At 63.6% G+C, this 23,350-nt stretch carries 24 protein-coding genes; 14 read left to right on the top strand and 10 right to left on the bottom strand.

Annotation, left to right across the window (positions count from 1 at the left end; all coding sequences use genetic code 11):
- Nucleotides 1–21: 21 nt before the first annotated feature.
- From sufD to sufA, 4 genes are all read left to right on the top strand, one after another.
- Entirely contained in the window at nucleotides 22–1,293 is a 1,272-nt protein-coding gene (sufD, locus tag FJW10_RS01425) for a Fe-S cluster assembly protein SufD (RefSeq protein WP_140897831.1), read from the top strand.
- A 101-nt stretch (nucleotides 1,294–1,394) separates the two neighbouring features.
- Nucleotides 1,395–2,636 carry a cysteine desulfurase gene (locus tag FJW10_RS01420; protein WP_140897829.1) on the top strand — a complete coding sequence of 414 codons (1,242 nt, stop codon included), beginning with the start codon at nucleotides 1,395–1,397 and terminating at the stop codon, nucleotides 2,634–2,636.
- 5 nt (nucleotides 2,637–2,641) lie between these two features.
- Entirely contained in the window at nucleotides 2,642–3,034 is a 393-nt protein-coding gene (locus FJW10_RS01415; RefSeq protein ID WP_140830394.1) for an SUF system Fe-S cluster assembly protein, read from the top strand.
- 88 nt (nucleotides 3,035–3,122) lie between these two features.
- On the top strand, nucleotides 3,123–3,503 hold the full coding sequence (gene sufA / locus FJW10_RS01410; protein ID WP_140647787.1) for a Fe-S cluster assembly scaffold SufA: 381 nt from the start codon (nucleotides 3,123–3,125) through the stop codon (nucleotides 3,501–3,503).
- A gap of 185 nt (nucleotides 3,504–3,688) precedes the next feature.
- Here sufA and FJW10_RS01405 read toward each other — a convergent pair whose 3' ends face one another.
- Nucleotides 3,689–4,186: a GFA family protein gene (locus FJW10_RS01405; RefSeq protein WP_140897827.1), complete on the bottom strand. Its 498-nt coding sequence runs from the start codon at nucleotides 4,184–4,186 to the stop codon at nucleotides 3,689–3,691.
- A gap of 89 nt (nucleotides 4,187–4,275) precedes the next feature.
- On the opposite strand from FJW10_RS01405, the gene FJW10_RS01400 reads away from it, so the two are divergent.
- Nucleotides 4,276–4,599, top strand: a complete 324-nt coding sequence (locus FJW10_RS01400) for a TfoX/Sxy family protein (RefSeq protein WP_140897825.1) — start codon at nucleotides 4,276–4,278, stop codon at nucleotides 4,597–4,599.
- 238 nt (nucleotides 4,600–4,837) lie between these two features.
- Here FJW10_RS01400 and FJW10_RS01395 read toward each other — a convergent pair whose 3' ends face one another.
- Entirely contained in the window at nucleotides 4,838–5,755 is a 918-nt protein-coding gene (locus tag FJW10_RS01395) for a pseudouridine-5'-phosphate glycosidase (protein ID WP_140830388.1), read from the bottom strand.
- A gap of 39 nt (nucleotides 5,756–5,794) precedes the next feature.
- Complete coding sequence (locus FJW10_RS01390) at nucleotides 5,795–6,733, bottom strand: carbohydrate kinase family protein (protein WP_140897823.1); 939 nt, start codon at nucleotides 6,731–6,733, stop codon at nucleotides 5,795–5,797.
- A gap of 280 nt (nucleotides 6,734–7,013) precedes the next feature.
- Here FJW10_RS01390 and recA point away from each other — a divergent pair, with 280 nt between their 5' ends.
- Both recA and alaS read left to right on the top strand, forming a co-directional pair.
- A complete protein-coding gene (gene recA / locus FJW10_RS01385) occupies nucleotides 7,014–8,111 on the top strand; it encodes a recombinase RecA (protein ID WP_095765184.1) in 1,098 nt (365 codons plus the stop codon).
- A 339-nt stretch (nucleotides 8,112–8,450) separates the two neighbouring features.
- Nucleotides 8,451–11,120, top strand: coding sequence for an alanine--tRNA ligase (alaS, locus tag FJW10_RS01380; protein ID WP_140897821.1), 2,670 nt, complete (start codon nucleotides 8,451–8,453; stop codon nucleotides 11,118–11,120).
- 248 nt (nucleotides 11,121–11,368) lie between these two features.
- Here alaS and FJW10_RS01375 read toward each other — a convergent pair whose 3' ends face one another.
- Nucleotides 11,369–11,995: a glutathione S-transferase family protein gene (locus FJW10_RS01375; protein WP_140897819.1), complete on the bottom strand. Its 627-nt coding sequence runs from the start codon at nucleotides 11,993–11,995 to the stop codon at nucleotides 11,369–11,371.
- Nucleotides 11,996–12,081: 86 nt separating this feature from the next.
- Nucleotides 12,082–13,293 (bottom strand): NADP-dependent isocitrate dehydrogenase, encoded by a 1,212-nt coding sequence (locus tag FJW10_RS01370; RefSeq protein WP_140897817.1) that lies wholly within the window; start codon nucleotides 13,291–13,293, stop codon nucleotides 12,082–12,084.
- Between the two features lie 208 nt (nucleotides 13,294–13,501).
- Between FJW10_RS01370 and FJW10_RS01365 the strand changes: the two genes are divergently transcribed.
- From FJW10_RS01365 to murI, 3 genes are all read left to right on the top strand, one after another.
- A complete protein-coding gene (locus FJW10_RS01365) occupies nucleotides 13,502–14,350 on the top strand; it encodes an RNA methyltransferase (protein WP_140897815.1) in 849 nt (282 codons plus the stop codon).
- Between the two features lie 81 nt (nucleotides 14,351–14,431).
- Entirely contained in the window at nucleotides 14,432–15,040 is a 609-nt protein-coding gene (locus FJW10_RS01360; RefSeq protein WP_140897813.1) for a hypothetical protein, read from the top strand.
- Between the two features lie 176 nt (nucleotides 15,041–15,216).
- On the top strand, nucleotides 15,217–16,017 hold the full coding sequence (gene murI / locus FJW10_RS01355; protein WP_140897811.1) for a glutamate racemase: 801 nt from the start codon (nucleotides 15,217–15,219) through the stop codon (nucleotides 16,015–16,017).
- Nucleotides 16,018–16,169: 152 nt separating this feature from the next.
- Here murI and FJW10_RS01350 read toward each other — a convergent pair whose 3' ends face one another.
- Complete coding sequence (locus FJW10_RS01350; protein WP_140897809.1) at nucleotides 16,170–17,552, bottom strand: RNB domain-containing ribonuclease; 1,383 nt, start codon at nucleotides 17,550–17,552, stop codon at nucleotides 16,170–16,172.
- A 143-nt stretch (nucleotides 17,553–17,695) separates the two neighbouring features.
- Here FJW10_RS01350 and FJW10_RS01345 point away from each other — a divergent pair, with 143 nt between their 5' ends.
- Nucleotides 17,696–17,878 carry a DUF3008 family protein gene (locus FJW10_RS01345; protein WP_140830373.1) on the top strand — a complete coding sequence of 61 codons (183 nt, stop codon included), beginning with the start codon at nucleotides 17,696–17,698 and terminating at the stop codon, nucleotides 17,876–17,878.
- A 63-nt stretch (nucleotides 17,879–17,941) separates the two neighbouring features.
- Here the strand turns inward: FJW10_RS01345 and FJW10_RS01340 are convergent, their stop codons facing one another.
- Nucleotides 17,942–18,145, bottom strand: a complete 204-nt coding sequence (locus tag FJW10_RS01340; protein WP_140830371.1) for a hypothetical protein — start codon at nucleotides 18,143–18,145, stop codon at nucleotides 17,942–17,944.
- A 362-nt stretch (nucleotides 18,146–18,507) separates the two neighbouring features.
- On the opposite strand from FJW10_RS01340, the gene rpsD reads away from it, so the two are divergent.
- From rpsD to FJW10_RS01325, 3 genes are all read left to right on the top strand, one after another.
- The gene (gene rpsD, locus FJW10_RS01335; RefSeq protein WP_140677426.1) at nucleotides 18,508–19,125 is read left to right on the top strand and encodes a 30S ribosomal protein S4; all 618 of its coding nucleotides are present in this window, start codon (nucleotides 18,508–18,510) and stop codon (nucleotides 19,123–19,125) included.
- 111 nt (nucleotides 19,126–19,236) lie between these two features.
- Entirely contained in the window at nucleotides 19,237–20,121 is an 885-nt protein-coding gene (ttcA, locus tag FJW10_RS01330) for a tRNA 2-thiocytidine(32) synthetase TtcA (RefSeq protein WP_181177382.1), read from the top strand.
- A 103-nt stretch (nucleotides 20,122–20,224) separates the two neighbouring features.
- A complete protein-coding gene (locus FJW10_RS01325) occupies nucleotides 20,225–21,052 on the top strand; it encodes an inositol monophosphatase family protein (protein ID WP_140897805.1) in 828 nt (275 codons plus the stop codon).
- A 68-nt stretch (nucleotides 21,053–21,120) separates the two neighbouring features.
- Here FJW10_RS01325 and FJW10_RS01320 read toward each other — a convergent pair whose 3' ends face one another.
- The 3 genes from FJW10_RS01320 to FJW10_RS01310 form a co-directional block, all read right to left on the bottom strand.
- Complete coding sequence (locus tag FJW10_RS01320) at nucleotides 21,121–22,416, bottom strand: multidrug effflux MFS transporter (RefSeq protein ID WP_140897803.1); 1,296 nt, start codon at nucleotides 22,414–22,416, stop codon at nucleotides 21,121–21,123.
- Nucleotides 22,417–22,573: 157 nt separating this feature from the next.
- Entirely contained in the window at nucleotides 22,574–22,909 is a 336-nt protein-coding gene (grxD, locus tag FJW10_RS01315) for a Grx4 family monothiol glutaredoxin (RefSeq protein ID WP_059185116.1), read from the bottom strand.
- Between the two features lie 151 nt (nucleotides 22,910–23,060).
- Nucleotides 23,061–23,294, bottom strand: coding sequence for a BolA family transcriptional regulator (locus FJW10_RS01310; protein WP_140647507.1), 234 nt, complete (start codon nucleotides 23,292–23,294; stop codon nucleotides 23,061–23,063).
- Between the last annotated feature and the right edge of the window lie 56 nt (nucleotides 23,295–23,350).

Here is a 23,350-nt window from a genome sequence, read left to right as displayed (position 1 = left end):
ATGGCAGTCGAGGCAAGAGCCATGAACATGCATGCACAGCCCCAAAGGACATTGGCTGAGACGGCGCTGATCGATGCCTTTGGCGAGCGGCTGTCGCTGCTGCCCGGCGACGGCGCGGTGATGGTCAAGCGCGACGACGCGATCGAGGCGATCAAGCACGGCCTGCCGACGCGCCGCGTCGAATCCTGGCACTATACGGACCTGCGCCGGCTGCTCACTTCGGTGCCGGCGTTCGAGACAGACGCCGTCGTCAAGGCGCTCGCTCCAATTCTCGAAGGGTCCGCGGTTCTGCCGGTTCTGAACGGCGTCGCGCAGTCGAAGCTGCCGGATATCGAAGGCGTCGCGGTGCAGCGCCTGTCGGAGAAGCTGACCGATGGCAGCGTGGCTCCGGGACTGGACCCCTACGGCAGCGACGACGCCATCGGTGCGCTCAACACCGCTTTCGTCGCCGACGGCTATTTCGTCGATATCGCCGACGGTGTGGAACTGGAGAAGCCGGTCGAATTGCAGAACCTGCAGGCCGGCGGCCAGTCGCATGTGCGGCTCTTGGCGCGTGTCGGCGCCGGCGCCAAGGCGATTGTCGTCGAGCGCCAGACGGGTGAAGGCGACGAGGCGCTCGTCTCTTCGGTCAGCCAGCTCGTGGTCGGCGACGGCGCGGAAGTGACCTGGCTGATCGTGCAGGAGCAGCCCGATACGGCCACGCATCTAGCCCAGTTCAAGGCGCATATCGGCAAGGATGCCAAGCTGACGCTGTTCGTGATGAACGCCGGCGGCAAGCTCGTTCGCCAGGAGGTCGTCGTCAGGACGACCGGCGAGGGCGCCGATTTCAAACTGCGCGGCATCAACCTTCTGGCCGGCGACACCCATACCGACACCACCATGGTGCTCGACCACGCCGTGCCGCATACGACCTCGACGGAAGTGATCCGCAATGTGGTGACCGGCAAGGCGCGCGGCGTCTTCCAAGGCCGCATCAACGTGCATCAATACGCGCAGAAGACCAACGCCAAGATGGCCTGCAACACGCTGCTTCTGTCGGACGACGGCGAGTTCTCGACCAAGCCGGAGCTGGAGATCTTCGCCGACGATGTCGTCTGCGGCCATGGCGCGACGGTCACCGAGATCGACCACAACCATCTGTTCTACCTGATGGCGCGCGGCATCGACGAGAAGTCGGCGCGGGGGCTTCTGGTGAAGGCATTCGTGGCCGAAGTGATCGAGGAACTGGACGACGAGGCGCTGGTCGAAGCACTGGAAGCGCGGCTCGACGGCTGGTTTTCGACGCACGGATAGCGCCTGACCTTCTCCCCTTGTGGGAGAAGGTGGCCGAGCGAAGCTCGGTCGGGTGAGGGGCGTTGGAAGGATCTCGGCTTCGACCGACAAGGACTTTCGAAATGGACCAGAAGATCGAAACCACCCCCTACGACGTCGAGGCGATCCGCCGCGATTTCCCGATCCTGTCGCGCCAGGTCTACGGCAAGCCGCTGGTCTACCTCGACAACGGCGCCTCGGCGCAGAAGCCGCAGGTGGTGCTCGACACGATCCAGCACGCCTATTCACAGGAATACGCCAACGTCCATCGCGGCCTGCATTTCCTCTCCAATGCCGCGACCGATGCCTATGAGAATGCTCGCAAGTCGGTGCAGCGTTTTCTCAATGCGCCGAGCACCGACAACATCGTCTTCACCTCCAACACCACCTCGGCGATCAACACGGTCGCCTATGGCTGGGGCATGCCGAGGATCGGCGAGGGCGACGAGATCGTGTTGTCGATCATGGAGCATCACTCCAACATCGTGCCGTGGCATTTCATCCGCGAGCGGCAGGGCGCCAAGCTGGTCTGGGTGCCGGTCGACGATCTCGGCGCCTTCCACATCGAGGAACTCGAGAAGCGGCTGACCGGCCGCACCAAGCTGGTCGCCATCACCCAGATGTCGAATGCGCTGGGCACGGTGACGCCGATCAAGGAGATCGTGCGCATCGCGCATGCGCGTGGAATTCCCGTGCTCGTTGACGGCAGCCAGAGCGCCGTCCACATGCCGATCGATGTGCAGGACCTCGATTGCGATTTCTTCGTCTTCACGGGACACAAGGTCTACGGCCCTTCCGGCATCGGCGTGCTCTACGGCAAGAAGGACAGGCTGGAAGAGATGCGGCCCTTCATGGGCGGCGGCGAGATGATCGAGGAGGTGACGGAGGACATCGTCACCTATAACGAGCCGCCGCATCGCTTCGAGGCCGGCACGCCGCCGATCGTGCAGGCGATCGGGCTGGGTGCGGCGCTCGACTACATGGAAAAAATCGGCCGCGAGCGCATCGCAGCCCATGAGGCGGATCTGAAGACCTACGCGCATGAGCGGCTGCGCGCTATCAATTCGCTGCGCATCTTCGGGGACGCGCCTGGCAAAGGCGCCATTATCTCGTTCGAATTGCAAGGTATCCATGCGCATGACGTGTCGATGGTGATCGACCGGCAAGGTGTTGCTGTCCGCGCGGGCACGCATTGTGCCCAGCCACTGTTGAAACGCTTTGGCGTAACCTCCACATGCAGGGCATCGTTCGGCATGTATAATACCAGGGCCGAAGTGGATGCCTTGGCCGAGGCGCTGGAAAAGGCGCGAAAGTTCTTCGGGTGACGATGATGGACGACGTGAGCGCGACCGCAGAGACTCTTTCAGAAACGGCTGGCAACGGCATCGTCTCGGCCTCGGCAATCCCGGCCGACGAGCTGGCGCGGTTGACCGACGACATCGTCTCGGCGCTGAAGACGGTCTACGACCCGGAAATCCCGGCCGACATCTATGAGCTCGGCCTCGTCTACAAGATCGACATCGAGGACGATCGTTCGGTCAAGATCGACATGACGCTGACCGCGCCCGGCTGTCCGGTCGCAGGCGAAATGCCTGGATGGGTCGAGAACGCCGTCGGGGCGGTCGAGGGCGTGTCCGGCGTCGAGGTCAAGATGACGTTCGATCCACCATGGACGCCGGATCGCATGTCGGAAGAGGCGCAGGTGGCGGTCGGCTGGTATTGAGCTTGACTTGCACGCTAGGTGAAACTTCACCATCTTAAGGGCAGACTCATTCCGCGGGCCTTGAACCCGCGCGAACGTGGAGAATGATATGGGACGCTTCGCCGTCATCACGATGACCGAAAAGGCCGCCGATCGGGTGCGCGAGATCGTCGCCACGCGCGAAGGTGCGCATGGCATCCGGCTCGGTATCAAGAAGGGCGGCTGCGCCGGCATGGAATACACAGTCGACCTGGTGACCGAACCGAACCCCAAGGACGACCATATCGAACGCGACGGCGCGCATGTCTATGTCGCGCCGGAAGCGGCGTTGTTCCTGTTCGGCACCGAGATGGATTTCGAGCAGACGACGCTGCGCACCGGCTTCACCTTCAGGAATCCGAACCAGAGCTCGGCCTGCGGCTGCGGCGAGTCGGTCGAACTGAAGCCAGCCGACCTCAAGGCGCTGGCAGAAGCACGGGCTTCGGCTTAGGTTTTACCTTCGCCCCGTTTACGGGGAGAAGGTGGCCCGAAGGGCCGGATGAGGGGTAACATCCTATCAGAGGCCGGCGCCGTCCCTCATCTGCCTGCCGGCGTTCGTTGTTCGAAAGCCAAGCAATTGGCTTTTCGTCCGCTACGCGGACCACGCCTCACCTCCCCGTAACGGGGCGAAGAGAGCTAATCCACCCACATCTTCATTCGCTTGTGCCAATCGGCGATCGATTCTTCCGGATAGACGTCGAACGCCTTGTCCTTCTTGCCGATATTCGGCTCGACCCAGTTCGCCTTGTATTTCAGCATCAGATGCACCTTTTCCGGCGGCGTCGGCAGGTCGCTGTCGATCGCCGAGGCGAAGGGGTGAACGAGGTCCGGCCAGGTTGGGTCGTAAAGCCACAGCGCTGCGCCGCATTTCCTGCAGAAATTGCGTTCGCCGGTCGAGACCTCGCAATGCGGATGCTCGTCATCCTCGATCTCGGCGCGGTAGACGCCGAGGCTGCGTTTGCCCTTGATATCAAGCGTCTCGTGGTCGGCGCCGAGATTGATGGCGAAACCGCCGCCGCCCTGCTGCTTGCGGCAGATCGAGCAGTAGCAGAGCATGAACGGCACCGGGGTGTGGCTTTCCACCTCGAAGCGGACGGCGCCGCAGCGGCAGGAGCCTTTGAGCAGGACGGGCATGGCGGGATCTCCGTTTTCCGATCTCAACCTGTCAGCATGCTTTTGGTTGCGGCGATGACAAGGCCCATGCCGGATGAGATGATCGCGGCATGGATAATGTCCGCCTTGAAGAATTGTTCGAAAGCCTTGGGCCGATAGGCATCCGAAAACTGTTCGGCGGCAAGGGCATCTATTGCGACGGCGTCATCGTCGCGGTCGTCGTGCGCGGCGAATTGCTGCTCAAGGCCGACGAAGAGAGCATCCCCGACTTCGAAGCCGCCGACTGCAAGCAATGGACCTATGCAGGCTCGCGGCACGGCAAGCTGATTGCGATGCCCTATTGGAGCATTCCCGACGAGGCCTTCGACGATCCCGACGAAATGGCGGTATGGGCGCGGCGCGCTTATGAAGCGGCGCGAAGGGCGGGGAGATAATTTTCGAGGGCGTTGTGACGGCCTTTTGGAGATGCCGAGGGACAGCACCCTTTTCTGTCCTGCCGGAGATTGGATGTCGCTCGGCTTTCGCCAATCGCCGACGTTGAAAAACGAGAGCCAGCAGACGAGCTGCTGATCTCCCCCCTTGCGGGGGAGATGGCCGGCAGGCCAGAGGGGGGTGTGACGGAACGCGGCGTTCGCTTTTGGCTATCGCTGCCGGTAGTTGAGTGTTCCGCGCCTACAACGCCTTCGCAATCTCCGCCGCCAGCCGCGCGTTGTTCTCGACCAGCGCGATGTTGGTCTTCAGGCTGCGGCCGCCGGTCAGCTCCAGGATCTTCGACAAAAGGAAGGGCGTCACCGCCTTGCCGGTGACGTTCTGGGCTTCGGCGGCCTTCTGCGCGGCTTCGATATAGCCGGCCATTTCGTCGGCCGGGATCTCGTCGTTCCGCGGCACCGGATTGGCGATCAGGATGCCGCCGCCGAGGCCCAGCGCCTGCCGCGTGCGATAGAAATGCGCGATGTCCTCAGGCGCATCGAGCGTCAGCGGCGCGCGGAAGGGCGATTGCCTGGACCAGAAGGCGGGCATCGTCTCGCAGCCATGGCCGATCACCGGCACGCCGCGCGTCTCCAGCACTTCCAGCGTCTTTTCGATGTCGAGGATCGCCTTGGCGCCGGCAGAGACAACGATGACCGGCGTGCGCGCCAGTTCGTCGAGATCGGCCGAGATATCGAAGCTCTTTTCGGCGCCTTTGTGGACGCCGCCTATGCCGCCCGTGGCGAAGACCTTTATGCCGGCCATGTGCGCGGCGATCATGGTGGCCGCCACGGTGGTGCCGCCGGTGCGCTTTTGAGCGACGGCAAAGCCGAGATCGGCGCGCGACAGCTTCATGGCGTCGCCGGTCATGGCAAGCGATTCGCGTTCGCCGTCGGACAGGCCTATCTTGATGCGGCCGTCGACCACGGCGATCGTCGCAGGCATCGCGCCGCCATCGATGATGATCTGTTCGACCTTGGCGGCCATCGCGCCATTGTCGGGGTAGGGCATGCCGTGGGTGATGATGGTGCTTTCCAGCGCCACCACCGGCCGGCCGGCGGCAAGCGCCTCCGCCACGGGCGGGTGGATGTCGACGAAAGGGCGGGCGGTGTCGGGCGTCATGGCTGTCTCCGGTCAGGAGGAAGTGGATGTCTGGTGGCCCTATGCCACCTCCCGCGGCTCCGGCACAAGGCCAAGCGCCTGCATGAAGTTGCCCGCGGTGAAGGACGGCACGGCCTCCGGGCTCTCGATGGCCAGCATCGCCGCGGCAAGGCCTTCGCGCAGCGCGGCACGCAGCGGCAGGCCGCGCAGCAAGGCGGCGACCGTTGCGCCGGTCAAGGCGTCGCCGGCCCCGGTCACGTCGGCAATCTTGCGCGGCGCGGGTGGATCGATCTCGAAGATGCCGGTGTCGTCGAAGCCCAGAACCGAGGCGCTGCCGGACGTGACCACACCGGCATTCAGGCCGGCCCGCCTGAGCGCGTCGACAAGGGTTTCGCCCGATAGCTCGGCGCCGGCCAACGCTGCGGCTTCGCGGCGGTTCATGAAAAGCAGCGACAGGTCGTCGAGCAGCGGCGCAAGGCGCACGACCTTGGCCGGCGAGACGGCGATGGCGAAGACCGGCCGGCCACCGGCAAGCGCTACCATGCGCTCCAGCGCCGCCGTCGGCAGGTTGGCGTCGCACAGGATGGCGTCGGCCGCGGCTATCGCCTCGCGCACCTTGGAACGCCTCATCTGCTTGGGGAAGGCAAGATCGTAGAGCGCCATGTCGGCCAGCCCGACGATCAGCTCACCTTCGGCGTCGATCAACGCCGTGTAGCTCGGCGTCGTGCGGTCGAGGAACACCACGGAGAGGTCCGCTATTCCGGCGTTGTCGATCGCCAAGGCGACGGTGTCGGCCGCGGCGTCGCCGCCGCGCACCGATACCAGCGAGGCCGACACGCCGCGCTTGACCACGCTGCGCAGCGCGTTGAAAACCACGCCGCCGACGTCCTCGCGCATGATGCCGGGATTTGAAGCGGCGGGCACATAGGCGCCCGAGACCTGGCCGCGCCGGTCGATATGGGCTCCGCCCAGCGCCAGGATTGTTGGGGATGTCGGCATGCGGATATGGTAACCTTGGTTGATGGTTGGCTGCGCACACTAGGTTTCTGCGCGTCGCCCCGCAATCGGCGCCGCGATTCGGGACATGGGATATCAAATCTCTTCTGGACCAGTGGTTCTGTTTCGCTCAAGCCCTGGTGGGACAAAGAAAGAACATAGCCAGATATTGATTGTTTTTCAGCTGCTTGCTGCCCCTTGCCAAATGAGAACAAAAAAGGTACAAAACAAGCAGGGATCACGGATTGTCCGGCCTTCATTGACGACCAAGGGGTGATGTATCATGGCTCAGAATTCTTTGCGGCTTGTAGAGGATAAGGCAGTGGACAAATCAAAGGCTCTGGACGCGGCGCTGTCGCAAATCGAGCGCGCTTTCGGCAAGGGCTCGATCATGCGGCTCGGCGCCAACGAGCAGGTGGTCGAGATCGAAACCGTGCCGACCGGCTCGCTCGGCCTCGACATCGCGCTCGGCGTCGGCGGCCTGCCGCGCGGCCGCATCATCGAGATTTACGGTCCGGAAAGCTCGGGCAAGACGACGCTGGCGCTGCACACGGTGGCGGAAGCCCAGAAGAAGGGCGGCATCTGCGCCTTCGTCGATGCCGAGCACGCGCTCGACCCGGTCTATGCCCGCAAGCTTGGCGTCGACCTCGAGAACCTTTTGATCTCGCAGCCCGACACCGGCGAGCAGGCACTGGAAATCTGCGACACGCTGGTGCGTTCGGGCGCCATCGACGTGCTGGTCGTCGACTCGGTGGCGGCACTGACGCCGCGCGCCGAAATCGAAGGCGAGATGGGCGATTCGCTGCCCGGTCTTCAGGCTCGCCTGATGAGCCAGGCGCTGCGCAAGCTGACCGCCTCGATCTCGCGCTCCAACACAATGGTCATCTTCATCAACCAGATCCGCATGAAGATCGGCGTCATGTTCGGCTCGCCCGAGACGACCACCGGCGGCAACGCGCTGAAATTCTACGCCTCGGTGCGCCTCGACATCCGCCGCATCGGCTCGGTCAAGGACCGCGACGAAGTCGTCGGCAACCAGACCCGCGTCAAGGTGGTGAAGAACAAGCTGGCCCCGCCCTTCAAGGTGGTCGAGTTCGACATCATGTATGGCGAGGGCGTGTCGAAGACCGGCGAACTGATCGATCTCGGCGTCAAGGCCGGCGTCATCGAGAAGTCGGGTGCCTGGTTCTCCTACAATTCGCAGCGCCTCGGCCAGGGCCGCGAGAACGCAAAACTGTTCCTGCGCGACAATCCCGATACGGCGCGTGAGGTCGAACTTGCATTGCGCCAGAATGCCGGGCTGATCGCCGAGAAATTCCTCGAGAATGGCGGCTCCGAAGGCGGCGACGACGGTTTCGAGGACGAAGCCGGCGCCTTGTAGGGCCGGTTCGCTCCAGGAAGACCGCGCAGCCGTTTCCTGTTCGGGACTGGGCGAAAGCTATTCGTCGGCTTAGTCGGAGTTCGGCCACAATCCTTGTTTATCGGCTTATGCTTATGTAACCGAGTTCTTGAGTATTGCGTACCCGAAACCGCCGGCCTTCGCGCCGGCGGTTTTGCATTTTGCGGGCCGCGCCGGGCCGGCGCTCGCCGGCGGATTGACCTAACTCCGTGTTTCTGGACAGGCTCAAGAGCTACGGCTAAAAGGCCAATCTATCTTCTAAGCACCAAAGCCCATTTGCCGCCGGCAACGCCGGCGGTTCTCGCGAAAAGGCAGTACGCAATGAGTGGCGTGAACGACATCCGGTCGACATTTCTCGACTACTTCCGCAAGGAGGGCCACGAGATCGTCGCCTCCAGCCCGCTGGTGCCGCGCAACGATCCGACGCTGATGTTCACCAACGCCGGCATGGTGCAGTTCAAGAACGTCTTCACCGGCCTGGAGAAGCGTCCCTATTCGCGAGCGTCCACCGCGCAGAAGAGCGTGCGTGCCGGCGGCAAGCACAACGACCTCGACAATGTCGGCTACACCGCGCGCCATCTCACCTTCTTCGAGATGCTCGGCAATTTCTCGTTCGGCGACTATTTCAAGGAGCGCGCGATCGAGCTTGCCTGGAACCTGATCACCAAGGGTTTCGGCCTGAAGAAGGACAAGCTGCTCGTCACCGTCTATCACACCGACGACGAGGCGGCCGGTTACTGGAAGAAGATCGCCGGCTTCTCCGACGACCGCATCATCCGCATCCCGACCTCGGACAATTTCTGGGCGATGGGCGACACCGGCCCGTGCGGTCCGTGCTCGGAAATCTTCATCGATCGCGGCGAGCATATCTGGGGCGGCCCGCCCGGCAGCCCGGAAGAGGACGGCGACCGGTTCCTGGAATTCTGGAATCTGGTGTTCATGCAGTATGAGCAGGTGACGAAGGAAGAGCGCATCGACCTGCCGCGTCCCTCGATCGACACCGGCATGGGCCTGGAGCGCATGGCCTCCATCCTGCAGGGCGTCGAAAGCGTCTTCGAGACCGACCTGTTCAGGCATTTGATCGACGCGGCGTCCTCGGCGCTAGGCCAGGGGCCGAACCAGGAGAACGTGGGATCGTACCGCGTCATCGCGGATCATCTGCGCTCGTCCTCGTTCCTGGTGGCCGACGGTGTGCTGCCCTCAAATGAGGGGCGCGGCTATGTGCTGCGCCGCATCATGCGCCGTGCCATGCGCCATGCGCAGCTGCTTGGCGCCAAGGAGCCGCTGATGTGGCAGCTGGTGCCGGCGCTGGTGCGCGAGATGGGCCAGGCCTATCCCGAGCTCGTGCGCGGCGAGGCGCTGATCACCGAAACCTTGAAGCTCGAGGAAACGCGCTTCCGCAAGACGCTGGTGCGCGGCCTCGGACTGCTTTCGGACGCCACCGAGACGCTGCATGCCGGCGACATGCTGGATGGCGAGACGGCCTTCAAGCTCTACGACACTTATGGCTTCCCGCTCGATCTGACGCAGGATGCGCTGCGCCAGCGCAGCATCTCGGTCGATATCGCCGGCTTCACCGACGCGATGGAGCGGCAGAAGGCCGAGGCGCGCGCGCATTGGACGGGCTCGGGCGAGGCCGCGACCGAGACGGTATGGTTCTCGGTGCGCGAAAAGACCGGCGCGACCGAATTCCTCGGCTATGAGACCGAGCAAGCGGAAGGCATCGTCCAGGCCCTGGTCAAGGACGGCAAGACCATCGACAGCGCGAGCCAGGGCGATGCGGTCGCCTTGGTCGTCAACCAGACGCCGTTCTACGGCGAATCCGGCGGCCAGATGGGCGACACCGGCGTGATTTCCGGCGAGGGTTTTTCAATCGAGGTCTCGGACACGCAGAAGAAGGCCGATGGTTTGTTCGTGCATCTCGGCAAGGTGGCTAAAGGCACGGTCAAGACGGGTGATGCCGTCGAGCTGAAGGTCGATCATGCCCGCCGCTCGAGGCTGCGCGCCAACCACTCCGCGACGCATCTCATCCACGAGGCGCTACGCGAGGTGCTGGGCACCCATGTCGCGCAGAAGGGCTCGCTGGTGGCGCCCGACCGGCTGCGCTTCGACATCTCGCACAACAAGCCGATCTCGGCCGGTGAGCTTGAGGAGGTCGAGCGCATGGCCAACGAGATCGTCGTGCAGAACAGTCCTGTGACGACGCGGTTGATGTCGGTCGACGATGCGATCGCCGAGGGCGCCATGGCGCTGTTCGGCGAGAAATACGGCGATGAGGTGCGCGTCGTGTCGATGGGCACCGGCCTGCATGGCGCCAAGGCCAATCGGCCCTATTCCGTCGAGCTTTGCGGCGGCACGCATGTGAGGTCGACCGGCGATATCGGCCTGGTGCGAATTCTCTCGGACAGCGCGGTGGCGGCCGGCGTGCGCCGCATCGAGGCGCTGACCGGGGAGGCGGCGCGCAGGCATCTGGACGAACAGGACAGGCGGCTGAAAGCCGCGGCGGCGACCTTGAAGATCTCGCCGGCCGACGTGCCGTTGCGCGTCGAAGCGTTGCTCGAAGAACGCAAAAAGCTCGAAAAGGAGCTTACCGAAGCGCGCAAGAAGCTGGCGCTGGGCGGCGGCTCGGCCGTTGCCGATGCTCCGGCCGCGAACGAGACCGTCGCAGGCGTGGGCTTCCTCGGCAAGGCGGTCACCGACGTGGCGCCGAAGGACCTGAAGCCGCTGGCGGATGCCGGCAAGAAGACGCTCGGCTCCGGCGTCGTCGTCTTTGTCGGCGCGGGCGAGGACAACAAGGCAAGCGTGGTCGTCGGCGTCACCGACGATCTCACCGGCCGCTTCAGCGCCGTCGATCTGGTCCGCGTCGCCTCCGCCGCGCTCGGCGGGCAGGGCGGCGGCGGCCGCCCCGACATGGCCCAGGCCGGCGGCCCGGACGCTTCCAAGGCCGATGACGCGATCGCGGCGGTGAGGGCGGCGCTGGAAGCGGCGTGACGGTCGGGGCGATCGGCTGTAGCTCAGGCCGGCTCCCAACTCTCCGAGGGCTGCGCTGCCCCTCATCTGGCTGCCGCCATCTTCTCCCCGTTGAACGGGGAGAAGGGCGCTGTTATCGCGGCTTTCGCCAATCGCCAGCGTTGGAGAGATGGCGCGGCGCCACGCCCAGCCTCTTTCTCCCCGTTTACGGGGAGAAATGCCCGGCAGGGCAATGAGGGGCAGCGCCGACGCTGAAAGGCTTGCTCGAATTATGCGGTCTTTTCCGTGCGCGCAAAGCTCTTCCGCTCGGTGACCCGCCCATACCAATCCTGGATATCTGCAAACCGCGCCAGCAGCTCGCGCCCCTCCGCGACCTTGACGAAATAAGCGATGATCGGTGCCGCGTGCAGGTCGGCCAGCGTCAGCTGGTCCCCAAGCAGCCAAGGCCCTTTTGTTTTCAGCGATGTCAAAACCTTTAACACCGTCTCAGCCTGGCTCAGCCCGCTGGCGATCAGTGCCTCATTCGCCGGCGTCTTTTCCAGCCGTTCGACGGCAACGTCCCAGACCATCGCGCGATAACCATAGGCGGCGAGCATGCCGATGATCTGGCCCATCCTGGCGCGGCTGCGCACGTCGGCCGGCTGCAGCGCGGGACCATCGAAGGCTTCATCGACATAGCGCACGATTGCGCCGGTCTCGAACAGGTGAAAACCGTCATGCTCGAAGGCCGGGATGCGACCGAACGGATGATGCTCCAGATACCAGGCCGGAATGCCTTCGGCGGCGAAGATGTCGATCGGCACCAGTTCGTAGCCGATGCCCTTCTCCTCCAGCGCCATCCGCGCGATGCGCACATAGACGCTGTAGTCGGCGCCGTAGAGGGTCGGTTTTGTCATTCGGCCCGGCCCTACGCTATGGCTCCGGGCGTTCGTCGCTTGAAAAGCCCATTTCGGGGCCTTTCATGCGCTTCGCGCACCGCTCCTCACCCCATTGCCTTCTGCAAATTCTCGTCGATCTTGTCGAGGAAGCCGGTGGTCGAGAGCCAGGGCTGGTCGGGGCCGATCAGCAGCGACAGGTCCTTGGTCATGAAACCCGACTCGACGGTCTGGACGCAGACCTTTTCCAGCGTCTCGGCGAAGCGCTTCAGCCCGGCGTTGTCGTCGAGCTTGGCGCGGTGCGCGAGGCCGCGCGTCCAGGCGAAGATCGAGGCGATCGAATTGGTCGAGGTTTCCTCGCCCTTCTGGTGCTGGCGGTAGTGGCGCGTCACGGTGCCGTGCGCGGCTTCCGCTTCCACCGTCTTGCCGTCCGGCGTCATCAGCACGGAGGTCATCAGGCCGAGCGAGCCGAAGCCTTGCGCCACGGTGTCGGATTGCACGTCGCCGTCATAGTTCTTGCAGGCCCAGACATAGCCGCCCGACCATTTCAGGCTGGAGGCGACCATGTCGTCGATCAGGCGGTGCTCGTACCAGAGTTTCCGCGCCTTGAATTCGGCCTCGAACTCCTTCTCGTAGACCTCCTGGAAGATGTCCTTGAAGCGGCCGTCATAGGCCTTGAGGATGGTGTTCTTGGTCGACAGATACACCGGGAAGTTGCGCAGCAGGCCATAGTTCAGCGAGGCGCGGGCGAACTCGCGGATCGACTCGTCGAGATTGTACATCGCCATGGCCACGCCGGCGCCCGGCGCGTCATAGACGTCATGCTCGATCACCTGGCCGTCCTCGCCGACGAACTTGATCGAGAGCTTGCCCTTGCCGGGGAAGCGGAAGTCGGTGGCGCGGTACTGGTCGCCGAAGGCATGACGGCCGACGACGATCGGCTTGGTCCAGCCCGGCACCAGGCGCGGCACGTTCTTCATGATGATCGGCTCGCGGAAGATGGTGCCCCCGAGGATGTTGCGGATGGTGCCGTTGGGCGACTTCCACATCTTCTTCAGCTTGAATTCCTCGACGCGCGCCTCGTCGGGAGTGATCGTCGCGCATTTCACGCCGACGCCGTATTTCTTGATGGCGTTGGCCGAGTCGATCGTCACCTGGTCGTTGGTGGCGTCGCGGTTCTCGATGCCGAGGTCGTAATATTCAAGCTTCAGGTCGAGATAGGGATGGATCAGCTTGTCCTTGATGAACTGCCAGATGATGCGGGTCATCTCGTCGCCGTCGAGTTCGACGACCGGGTTCGCCACCTTGATCTTCGCCATGGAAAGAATGCCTCGTTGCTGGGGGATCTGAACGGCCTTGCCCGCATGGTTTCGGCCGGGGATGCGGAGCGTATATCAAAGGCTTTTTCAGCGCGCAAACCGCGATCCGCGCCGGAGCGGACGGGTGCCGCTGTTGTGAATGCTTCATTTTCCGGGCCGGATGTGGCAGGGGACGCCCAAACGCCGCAAACTCCGGTTACCCATAGCCATGCCAACCACCGAAAATACAGCCAAGACCGCTTCCGCCGGACCCGCCATCATCCTGGTCGAGCCGCAGCTCGGCGAGAATATCGGCATGGTCGCCCGCGCAATGGCGAATTTCGGCCTATCCGAGCTCAGGCTGGTCAACCCGCGTGACGGCTGGCCGAGCGAGAAGGCGCGCGCGGCCGCCAGCCGGGCCGACCACGTCATCGACGCCACCAGGGTTTTCGACGATCTGGCCTCGGCGGTCGCCGACCTGAACTTCGTCTTCGCCACGACGGCGCGCGAGCGCGACGGCTTCAAGCCGGTGCGCGGTCCCGTGGAAGCGGGTAGGGCGCTGAGAGCACGTGTCGAGGTGGGCGAGCGTACCGGCATCTTGTTCGGCCGCGAGCGCTTCGGCCTCTATAATGACGAGGTCGGGCTCGCCGACGAGATCGTCACCTTCCCGGTCGATCCCGGCTTTTCCTCGCTCAACATCGCCCAGGCGGTGCTGCTGATGTCCTATGAGTGGATGAAGTCCGGCCTCGCCGACGAGACCCAGACCAACTTCTCCGGACCGGAGCTGGTGCCGGCGACCAAGGAGCAGCTGCACAGCCTGTTCGCCTATCTGGAGAACGCGCTGGAAGCGCGAGGCTACTTCCGCCCTGAGGAAAAGAAGCCGAAGATGATCGACAATCTGCGCGCCGTGTTGACGCGCGCGGGGTTCGCCGAGCCGGAACTGAAGGTGCTGCGCGGCATCATCTCCTCGCTCGACCGGTTCTCGCCGGCCATGCCGCGCGGCGACGGCTCGCCCGGGGATGATCCAAGACGATTGCCGGCCAGCGCGCGCGGTCGCGTCAAAGACGAAGAAAGTTAAGATCGATAAGCTGTGAGCGTTTGAAGTAACCGATTTTTATTCGGTTGTACCTCATCCTTGCTGCGTTAGTGGGGGTGGCACATGTTTACGTCCAATATTGGTCGGCTGCGCTTTTTCCTTTACTCTCTCGGTCTTGCCGTCGCCAAAACTGTGGTGATCGTTGTCTGCATTGTCAGCACGATCGGTTTCGAAGGGCTGATCAATTCGGGGCCCGGCCCGGCGCGGCAGGGCATGGCGGGCGCCGTCCTCGTCGCCTCGCTCGTCTTTGTCGCGCTGCGCGGCAATATCGCCTCGCGCCGCACCCGCGACGCCAACGGGCGCCGATGGATCCTGTGGGCCTACATCGCCCTTTCCGCCGTGTACGCGCTTTTGCAGGCAGGCGTGCTGCTGGTCGTCAAATTCGACGATCCCGAGAGCATTCCCGGCGGGCTGAACCTGCTTGCACTTTCGATATTCGGCCTCTGGTGCACGATCCTGTGGGCGAAGCCGGTCGCGGGCAGCAATATCGATGAATTGACCGATGTTTTCGACTTCGACGGTCCGCTGCCGGCACCGGCGCGTGCCGGACGCACCGTAACAGCCAGCGTGCCGGCCGCCCCACGCGGCGCCGCTTCCGCTGCGCGCGTCCCGCCCGCGCCGCAGCCTTTCGGCAGGCCGCGCCCCGCCGGCTTCGGCAAGCGCGGGATATGAGTTATTTTTAGAGATAGAGCATGATGTCGTTCAAGAACCGCTGCACACTTTTCGGCATCATTCTCTGGCGACTGTGAAAAAGCTGCTCGCATTCGCCTCTTCAAGACCATGATCATTCGCGATAGAAGCGCGGTCGATCCAATCACGGATCGGATGCTTCTCACGGCCGGATGACAATGAGCGATCGATCAAGCCAGCGCCCGATCCTGATGTTCGATTCCGGCGTTGGCGGGCTGACGGTGCTGCGCGAGGCGCGCGTGCTCATGCCCGATCGCCGCTTCGTCTATGTCGCCGACGACGCGGCTTTTCCTTATGGCGCATGGGAGGAACCGGCGCTCAAGGATCACATACTTACGCTGTTCGGCAAGTTGCTCGATCGGCTTCAGCCGGCGATTTCGATGATTGCCTGCAACACCGCCTCGACCCTGGTGATCGATGCGCTGCGCGAGACATTCCCCGGCCATCCGTTCGTGGGCACCGTGCCGGCGATCAAGCCGGCCGCGGAACGCACCCGCTCCGGCCTGGTATCGGTGCTGGCGACGCCGGGCACGGTGAAGCGCCAATACACGCGCGACCTGATCAGCAAATGGGCGCAGAAATGCCATGTGCGCCTGGTCGGCAGCGACCGGCTGGCCGGGCTCGCCGAGATTTACATGCGCCAAGGTTTCGTCGACGAGGAGGCCGTGCGCGCCGAAATCGCGCCCTGCTTCATCGAGCGCGACGGCAACCGCACCGACATCGTCGTGCTCGCCTGCACGCATTATCCGTTTCTCGTCAACCGCATGCGCAAGACCGCGCCCTGGCCGGTCGACTGGATCGATCCGGCCGAGGCGATCGCGCGGCGCGCCATGTCGCTCATCGAACCGGTCGGAGAGACATCGGGCGAGAGCGAGCCCGATCTCGCCGTCTTCACTTCCGGCAAGGTGGATTTTGCCACCAGGCGGCTCATCCAGGGCTTTGGACTGACCGCGCGCTAAGGCGTGTCGATATTCAGGTGAGGCCGGCCCGCAAATGCCAGGTTCCTGCGCTTCCGGTGCTCACGTACCTTAAGTACGCTCCGCTCCGGTTCTCGGAACCCGCCATTTTCGACTCGGCCTGACCTGAATCTCAACGCGCCTTCACCCAGCCGCTAAACAGGCTCGAAGACGATGCTGCGCTGATCCGGATCGGCCGAGACCAGCTTCAGGTTGAGATCGTCGCCCTGTCTGAGCCCGGAAGCCCTCACGTTGGCGACGACGGGCATGTCGGCAAGCTGCGCGCGCACGCCATGGTCGACGAAGTCGGTGACGACGGCCTTGAACGTCTCGCCCTCGCGTCCCTCGAGCATGACCGCCTCGGCGAGGTCGATGGCGGCATGGTTGATCTGCGAAGCGCGGGCATCCGCACGCCCCATCACCTTCGGCAATCTGACGAACGCGTCGGTGACGACCTGCGGCACGGGCTGGCCGTTGGCGATCGCCAGCGTGCAGCGCACGACATAGCGGTCGGCCAGCCGCCTGAGCGGCGCGGTGGCATGCGCATAGGTCGCGGCCATCGCCTCATGCCAGGGGACGAAACCCTCGTGATAGGGTTGGTAGGACGCACCGTTGCCTGCGCGGCGGATTTCCAGCATCAGCGCGGCCTGTTTCGGATCGGCCGGATCGAGCGTGCGCTGATAGTCGCGCAGGCTGGTGGAGGCGGGCCAGGAAAGCCCAAGCGCCTGTGCCGCGTTGCGCAGTCTTTGCACCTTGGAGGCGTCCGGCCCCGACATCACCCGGAACAACCCGGTCTTGTGCGCCAGCATGGCGTCGGCAATCGCCATATTGGCGGCCAGCGAAAGTGCTGCATTGTCCTGCTCGGATTGCAGCAGCGGCCTGAACGAAAGCCGGAACGTGCTGTCGGCGAGCTTTTCCACCTCCTGCTCGGGCGGATCGACGCGCGAGGCGCCGCGCCGCTCTTCGTTTGCCGCCATGTGCCGCGCCAGTTCCGCGAAGCCGGCTGGAACGTCCGAGGGCTGCACGCTGTCATAGGCGAGCTTCGCGCGGCTTTGGATAATGGCCCGTTCCGCGCCGTCCAATTTCACCGCGCCGTCGCCGGCAACCCGGACCGTGAAGATAACCGCAGGGCGCGGTCCATCGGGCAGCAGGCTCGCCGCAGCCTCGGCGAGCACCGACGGGTACAACCCGGCCTTGCCGTCCGGCAAATAGAGCGTTTCGCCCCGGTTCCAGGCTTCGATATCAATCGCGTCGCCGTCCTCGACGAACCAGGCAACGTCGGCAATGGCATAATGCAAGAGAAGATCGCCGCCGCTGGCCTCGATCGAGAACGCTTGGTCGAGATCGGTGGAACTTGCCGGATCGAGTGTTACGAAGGGCACCGCGGTGCGATCGGCATGCTGGTCGGGCACACGCCTGGCTGCCGCTTCCGCCGCGGCCGCTACCTCCGGCGGAAATCCATCCGGCACGTGGAACTCGGTGCGGATTTTGGCGAGGCCGGTGGAGAGCGCCTGGGAGGGATCGGTCAGCGATTTCATGCAGCCGTCCTACACTGGCGCTCCGGGCGCGGGAAGGCTGTCGCTGAAGATCGCCGATGCCGCAAGCTTGCGAAGGACTTAGCCGCCAGGCCGGAACTGCTGTCGAACCGCGGCGTTTCTCCCGCAGCAAAGGAGAACCCGCCATGCCCGCCAAATCGCAAGCCCAGCAAAAGGCCGCCGGCGCAGCGCTTTCCGCCAAGCGCGGCGAGACGAAAAAGAGCGAACTCAAAGGCGCGTCGCGCGAGATGTATGAATCGATGAGCGAGAAGCAGCTCGAGGAGTTCGCCGAGACCAAGCGCAAGAGTCTGCCAGGCAAGAAGTCTTAGATCGAATGAAAGGCCCGCGGCGTCGGCTGCGGGCCTCCGTTAACCCCTTTGCCGCAACATCAGCTAGCGGCGCCACCAGCAATGCCGCGTCTTGTAGCGCACGACATGGCGATGGCCGTGGCGCCAGACCACTTTTTTCTTCACAACGACGCGGCACACCTGCGTGTGGCCATGCCAATACCTGGCCATGGCCGGTTCCGGCGTCATGACCGCCATCGATCCGGCCAACACAGCGGCTCCAGTCAGGGTAAGGAAGAACTTCTTCATGGGAATTCGGACTCCTCTGCTTCAGTCAATTCATCATGTGCAGGGCGTTTGCGTCCGAAGACGCCGCCTGATGGCGCCGGCGTGCAACTTTCCGTCACACCCAGCGCCGCATGCAACGCTAAGATGATATCGGGTTGCCGTCGGCGCCGCCAGCCACAAGCTTGACAGCGGTTAAATCTGTGTTTAACAGGCCCACAACACCGGGTGGCGACGCCCGGTGGTTTCTTTGACGTGTCCCGTGGGTTTTCCGTCGCTTTGCGTGGAAAACCCTGTCAGGTCTCGAAAACGGAGGCCAGAGGAGGGCGCGTTTCCTTCGCCCGGAGCCATGGGGTTCCGGGTATATTGTTTTGAAAGGGAATGCGATGAGCAAGCGCGAATCCGCGAAATACAAGATCGACCGCCGTCTCGGCGAAAACATCTGGGGCCGCCCGAAGTCCCCGGTCAACAAGCGTGAATACGGCCCCGGCCAGCACGGCCAGCGCCGCAAGGGCAAGCTTTCCGACTTCGGCCTGCAGCTGCGCGCCAAGCAGAAGCTCAAGGGTCACTATGGCGATGTTTCGGAAAAGCAGTTCCGCAAGGTCTATGAAGAGGCCAACCGCCGCAAGGGCGACACCTCCGAGAACCTGATCGGCCTGCTCGAGTCGCGTCTCGACGCGGTCGTCTACCGCGCCAAGTTCGTGCCGACCATCTTCGCCGCCCGTCAGTTCGTCAACCACGGCCATGTCAATGTCAACGGCAAGCGCACCAACATCGGTTCGTATCGCTGCAAGCCGGGCGACCTCATCGAGGTGCGTGAGAAGTCGAAGCAGCTCGTGATCGTGCTGGAATCGGTTGGTCTCGCCGAGCGCGACGTGCCGGACTACATCGAAGCCGACCACAACAAGATGACCGCGACCTTTGCTCGCGTTCCCGGCCTGTCGGACGTTCCGTTCGCCGTGCAGATGGAACCGAACCTGGTCGTCGAATTCTACTCGCGCTGATCGACATCGATCAGCCGCATCATCCAAGGCCGCCTCTCGAGGCGGCCTTTTCTTTGTCCGCTATGTCCGCTAAGCCGGGCGCCAACAGAACGCAGGGCCGGCGCCATGAATATGCTGCCAGATGTCAAAACGCTCGAGCCGATCGGCGACGAGACCGACGGCGGCTTCCATCCGCTGTTTGCCGACGTGCCGTCCTCGGTCGAATTCAACAAGCTGCGCAAGCGGCTGCTGAGGCTGACGCGCCAGGCGATCGAGGATTTCGCCATGGTGAAACCCGGCGAGCGCTGGCTGGTGGCGCTCTCCGGCGGCAAGGATTCCTATGGCCTGCTCGCGCTGCTGCTCGACCTCAAATGGCGCGGCCTGCTGCCGGTCGAACTGCTCGCCTGCAATCTCGACCAGGGCCAGCCGAATTTCCCGAAGCACATCCTGCCCGATTATCTCAATGCCAACGGCATCGCGCACCGCATCGAATACCAAGACACCTATTCGGTGGTGACCGACAAGCTGCCGGAGGGCAGCACCTATTGCTCGCTCTGCTCGCGGCTGCGGCGCGGCCATCTCTACCGCATCGCGCGCGAGGAGGGGTGCTCGGCGCTGGTGCTCGGCCATCACCGCGAGGACATACTCGAAACCTTCTTCATGAACCTGTTCCATGGCGGGCGTCTCGCCGCCATGCCGCCCAAGCTCCTCAATGACGAAGGTGACGTCTTGGTGCTGCGGCCGCTCGCATATAGCGCTGAGGCCGACCTCGAGAAATTCGCCAACGCGATGAAATTCCCGATCATTCCGTGCGACCTCTGCGGCAGCCAGGAAGGGCTGCAGCGCAATGCCATGAAGGCGATGCTCGACGACATCGAGAGGCGCATGCCGGGCCGCAAGGACACGATGATCCGCGCCATGACCAATGTAAGGCCTTCGCATCTCCTGGACAGGAAGCTGTTCGACTTCGCGGGGCTAGAGCCGGATGATTTCAGGTCTGTTCGACCTGAAATCTGAATCCGGCTCTAAATCAAAGAAGTAGAGCATGATGTCGTCCGAAAACCGCTTCACACTTTTCGGCATCACGCTCTAGACGCGAACCCAGGACGAGACATTTCCGATGAAATTTGACGACCGCTTGATCGACTGGCTGGCCGAGCTTCTTGCCGACGCCGCCAGGACTGAAATCATGCCGCGCTTCCGCCGGCTGGGCGAGGGCGACGTGCGCCAGAAGACGTCCGCCGCCGACCTCGTGACCGAGGCGGACGTCAATGCCGAGAGGCTGATCACCGCCCGGCTGCGCGAACGCTATCCCGACGCCATGGTGGTTGGCGAGGAAGCCTGCTCCGACAACCCGGCGCTGCTGTCTGGCCTTGGCGATGCCGCGCTGGCCTTCGTCATCGATCCGGTCGACGGCACCTTCAACTTCGCTTCCGGCGTGCCGCTGTTCGGCGTCATGGCCGGCGTCGTGGTCAACGGCGAGACTGTCGCAGGCATCATCCACGATCCGGTCGGCAAGGACTGGCTGATCGGCGCCAAGGGCGCGGGCAGCCACATCCGCCACGCGCACGGCGCGCTGGAGAAGGTCCGCGTCGCGGCACCGGTGCCCATGGCGCAGATGACCGGCGCGGTTTCCTGGCAGTTTCTCGAAGAGCCTGAGCGCTCGCGGCTTGCCCGCAACCAGACCAAGACGCTGTCGCAATTCGCCTATCGCTGCGCGGCGCATGAATATCGGCTGCTTGCCAGCGGTCACGCCCATTTCGTGCTCTACAACAAGCTGATGCCCTGGGATCATCTCGCCGGCGCGCTGATCCACCAGGAAGCCGGCGGCCATGTCGCGCGCGTCGACGGCAGCGCCTACCTGCCGTCGCATGTCGACGGCGGCCTGCTGGTCGCGCCGGACAAGCAAAGCTGGGACGAGTTGCGCCGCGAGCTCTGGGCTGAGTAGGGTAATTTGCGCTCGGCCGGCGATCTGCCGGCCGGATAGTAATTAAAGCGCGTCGCGGTGAAGCGGATTCAGGCAACGCGCTTTAAGCCTTTGTTTTCATGCAGATCAGTGACGTGCCCCGAAACAGGGGGATTGTGGGGCTGGAACATCCTGCCCCGCTCGGCGATCAGGATCATCAGCAAAGCCGCGACCGAGACGCTGCAGAAGCCAGCGGCCAGGGGCGTGACCGTGCCGTTATAGGCCTGGCCGATCGCCGCGCCGATGAGGGCACCGAGGAAGGTCTGCATGAAGCCCAGGATGGATGCCGCCGTGCCGGCGAGCTCGCCGAGCGGCTCCATGGCCAAAGCGTTGAAATTCGCGCCCAGTCCGCCGAATGGCAGCATCGCCCCGGCAAAGAAAGCGACGAAGAGCCAGAGCGGCATCTGTATCTCCAGCGAGACCACGAGCCAGGCAAGGCTGATGCACAGGAAGATGAGCAGCGCGCCTTGCGACAGGCGGCGCATGCCAATCTGTCCGACCAACCGCGAATTGAGATAGTTGGAGAAGGCAAGCACGCCGGCGACGCCGGCAAAGATCAGCGGGAACAATTCGCCGACATGAAAGACGTCGATGTAGATCTGCTGCGCCGAACTGATGAAGCCGAACATGGCGGCGAAAATGAACGTGCTGGCGAATGCATAGCAAAGCGTGAGCCGGTTGGTGAGCACGATGCGGAAGCCGCTGACGACGGAGCTTACCGTCAGCGGCCGGCGATATTCCGGATGGAGTGTCTCCGGCAGGCGCAGCAGAGCCCAGGTCGAAACGATCAACGCGCCGATAGCCATGGTCACGAAAATCCAGTGCCAACTGGCGAACAGCATGACGAACTGGCCGATGCCGGGCGCGATGACAGGGATGGCCATGAACACCATGAAGATCAGCGACATCACCTCGGCCATGCGCCGACCTTCGAACGTGTCACGCACGATCGAGACGGCGATGACGCGGGTCGCGGCCGCGCCGATGCCCTGTATGAGACGCCAGGTCAGCAACAGGGTGAAACTGGGAGCTATGGCGGCGGCGGCCGCAGCCACGACATAGACGACCAGGCCAAGGACCAGTGGCGCTCGGCGCCCGAAGCGATCCGAAATAGGCCCGAACAAAAGCTGCCCGCCGCCGAAGCCGAGCATATAGGCGGTGATGACATATTGGCGGTGGTTCTCGCTCTCGACGCCGAGCGAGGCGCCGATCTGCTGCAGCGCCGGCAACATGATGTCGATGGCCAAGGAGTTGAGCGCCATGAGCGCCGCGCAGAGCGCGATGAATTCCCAGCGCGGAATGGGCAAGCTGCTTGCCCGTTGCGACGCTTCTATCTGCTTGTCCACGGCAAAGTCCGATCTTTCAAACGAACAGGCGCCGGCTGGCCGGCGCGCTGGTTCGTCTCATCCCCGAGACTCGGGGGTTATGTTGCCGAGGTGGGGGCGGCCCCGAGCGATGCTTGCCGGCCGAGGGTTAGCCTCCGCGCCGGCGAGCAAAATTGAATCAGGCGGCGCCTTTGACGCTGACGCCCTTTTCGACCAGGAAGTCTTGCAACTCGCCGGCCTGGAACATTTCGCGCACGATGTCGCAACCGCCGACGAATTCGCCCTTCACATAGAGCTGCGGGATGGTCGGCCAGTTGGAATAGTCCTTGATGCCCTGGCGCAGTTCGGCCGAGTCGAGCACGTTGACGCCTTTGTAGTCGGCCCCGATGTAATCGAGGATCTGCACCACCTGGCCGGAGAAGCCGCATTGCGGGAAGCCGGGCGTGCCCTTCATGAAGAGCACGACGTCATTGCTCTTCACTTCATTGTCGATGTAGTCGTTGATTCCGGTCATGGACGGTCCTTTCACGCCTGTGGGAGTCAGGCTCGAAACATGTCCTTCAAATAAACCCATAGGTTGGCTGAAACAAGACGTTAGCCGCGACGCCGGCCCAATGGCGCAAGGGATATCGCGATTTTGGGCTAAGCCTGAGCGGCGCCGGCGCTCAGTCGGGAATACTGGTCTGCAGCGCCAGCGCGTGCAGCAGGCCGCCCATATTGCCCTTCAGCGCGTTGTAGACCATCTGGTGCTGCTGCACACGGCTTTTGCCCCGGAAGCTTTCGGCCACGACCTCGGCCGCGTAATGATCGCCGTCGCCAGCCAGGTCGCGGATCGTCACCTTTGCGTCCGGAATGCCTTCCTTGATCAGTTTTTCGATGTCGTGGGCATCCATTGCCATGGCAAAATCCTGTTTCAAGCGGGCGGGCTGTATGGTGTGACTCGGGTGAGCCTAAA

The sequence above is a fragment of the Mesorhizobium sp. B4-1-1 genome, from assembly GCF_006439375.1.
GTDB lineage: Bacteria > Pseudomonadota > Alphaproteobacteria > Rhizobiales > Rhizobiaceae > Mesorhizobium.
The sequence above is the reverse complement of the archived record's forward strand: the minus strand, read 5'-3'. Positions and strand labels throughout refer to the sequence as shown.

Coding starts and splice junctions, on each gene's coding strand:
- FJW10_RS01400 (WP_140897825.1), top strand. CDS start 4,276: ATGGATAATGTCCGCCTTGAAGAATTGTTCGAAAGCCTTGGGCCGATA.
- FJW10_RS01325 (WP_140897805.1), top strand. CDS start 20,225: ATGAAATTTGACGACCGCTTGATCGACTGGCTGGCCGAGCTTCTTGCC.
- FJW10_RS01390 (WP_140897823.1), bottom strand. CDS start 6,733: ATGCCGACATCCCCAACAATCCTGGCGCTGGGCGGAGCCCATATCGAC.
- FJW10_RS01340 (WP_140830371.1), bottom strand. CDS start 18,145: ATGAAGAAGTTCTTCCTTACCCTGACTGGAGCCGCTGTGTTGGCCGGA.
- alaS (WP_140897821.1), top strand. CDS start 8,451: ATGAGTGGCGTGAACGACATCCGGTCGACATTTCTCGACTACTTCCGC.
- murI (WP_140897811.1), top strand. CDS start 15,217: ATGAGCGATCGATCAAGCCAGCGCCCGATCCTGATGTTCGATTCCGGC.
- sufA (WP_140647787.1), top strand. CDS start 3,123: ATGGGACGCTTCGCCGTCATCACGATGACCGAAAAGGCCGCCGATCGG.
- sufD (WP_140897831.1), top strand. CDS start 22: ATGAACATGCATGCACAGCCCCAAAGGACATTGGCTGAGACGGCGCTG.
- FJW10_RS01420 (WP_140897829.1), top strand. CDS start 1,395: ATGGACCAGAAGATCGAAACCACCCCCTACGACGTCGAGGCGATCCGC.
- FJW10_RS01415 (WP_140830394.1), top strand. CDS start 2,642: ATGGACGACGTGAGCGCGACCGCAGAGACTCTTTCAGAAACGGCTGGC.
- grxD (WP_059185116.1), bottom strand. CDS start 22,909: ATGACCGGAATCAACGACTACATCGACAATGAAGTGAAGAGCAATGAC.
- recA (WP_095765184.1), top strand. CDS start 7,014: ATGGCTCAGAATTCTTTGCGGCTTGTAGAGGATAAGGCAGTGGACAAA.
- FJW10_RS01360 (WP_140897813.1), top strand. CDS start 14,432: ATGTTTACGTCCAATATTGGTCGGCTGCGCTTTTTCCTTTACTCTCTC.
- FJW10_RS01310 (WP_140647507.1), bottom strand. CDS start 23,294: ATGGCAATGGATGCCCACGACATCGAAAAACTGATCAAGGAAGGCATT.
- FJW10_RS01345 (WP_140830373.1), top strand. CDS start 17,696: ATGCCCGCCAAATCGCAAGCCCAGCAAAAGGCCGCCGGCGCAGCGCTT.
- rpsD (WP_140677426.1), top strand. CDS start 18,508: ATGAGCAAGCGCGAATCCGCGAAATACAAGATCGACCGCCGTCTCGGC.
- FJW10_RS01365 (WP_140897815.1), top strand. CDS start 13,502: ATGCCAACCACCGAAAATACAGCCAAGACCGCTTCCGCCGGACCCGCC.
- FJW10_RS01375 (WP_140897819.1), bottom strand. CDS start 11,995: ATGACAAAACCGACCCTCTACGGCGCCGACTACAGCGTCTATGTGCGC.
- FJW10_RS01405 (WP_140897827.1), bottom strand. CDS start 4,186: ATGCCCGTCCTGCTCAAAGGCTCCTGCCGCTGCGGCGCCGTCCGCTTC.
- FJW10_RS01395 (WP_140830388.1), bottom strand. CDS start 5,755: ATGACGCCCGACACCGCCCGCCCTTTCGTCGACATCCACCCGCCCGTG.
- ttcA (WP_181177382.1), top strand. CDS start 19,237: ATGCTGCCAGATGTCAAAACGCTCGAGCCGATCGGCGACGAGACCGAC.
- FJW10_RS01370 (WP_140897817.1), bottom strand. CDS start 13,293: ATGGCGAAGATCAAGGTGGCGAACCCGGTCGTCGAACTCGACGGCGAC.
- FJW10_RS01350 (WP_140897809.1), bottom strand. CDS start 17,552: ATGAAATCGCTGACCGATCCCTCCCAGGCGCTCTCCACCGGCCTCGCC.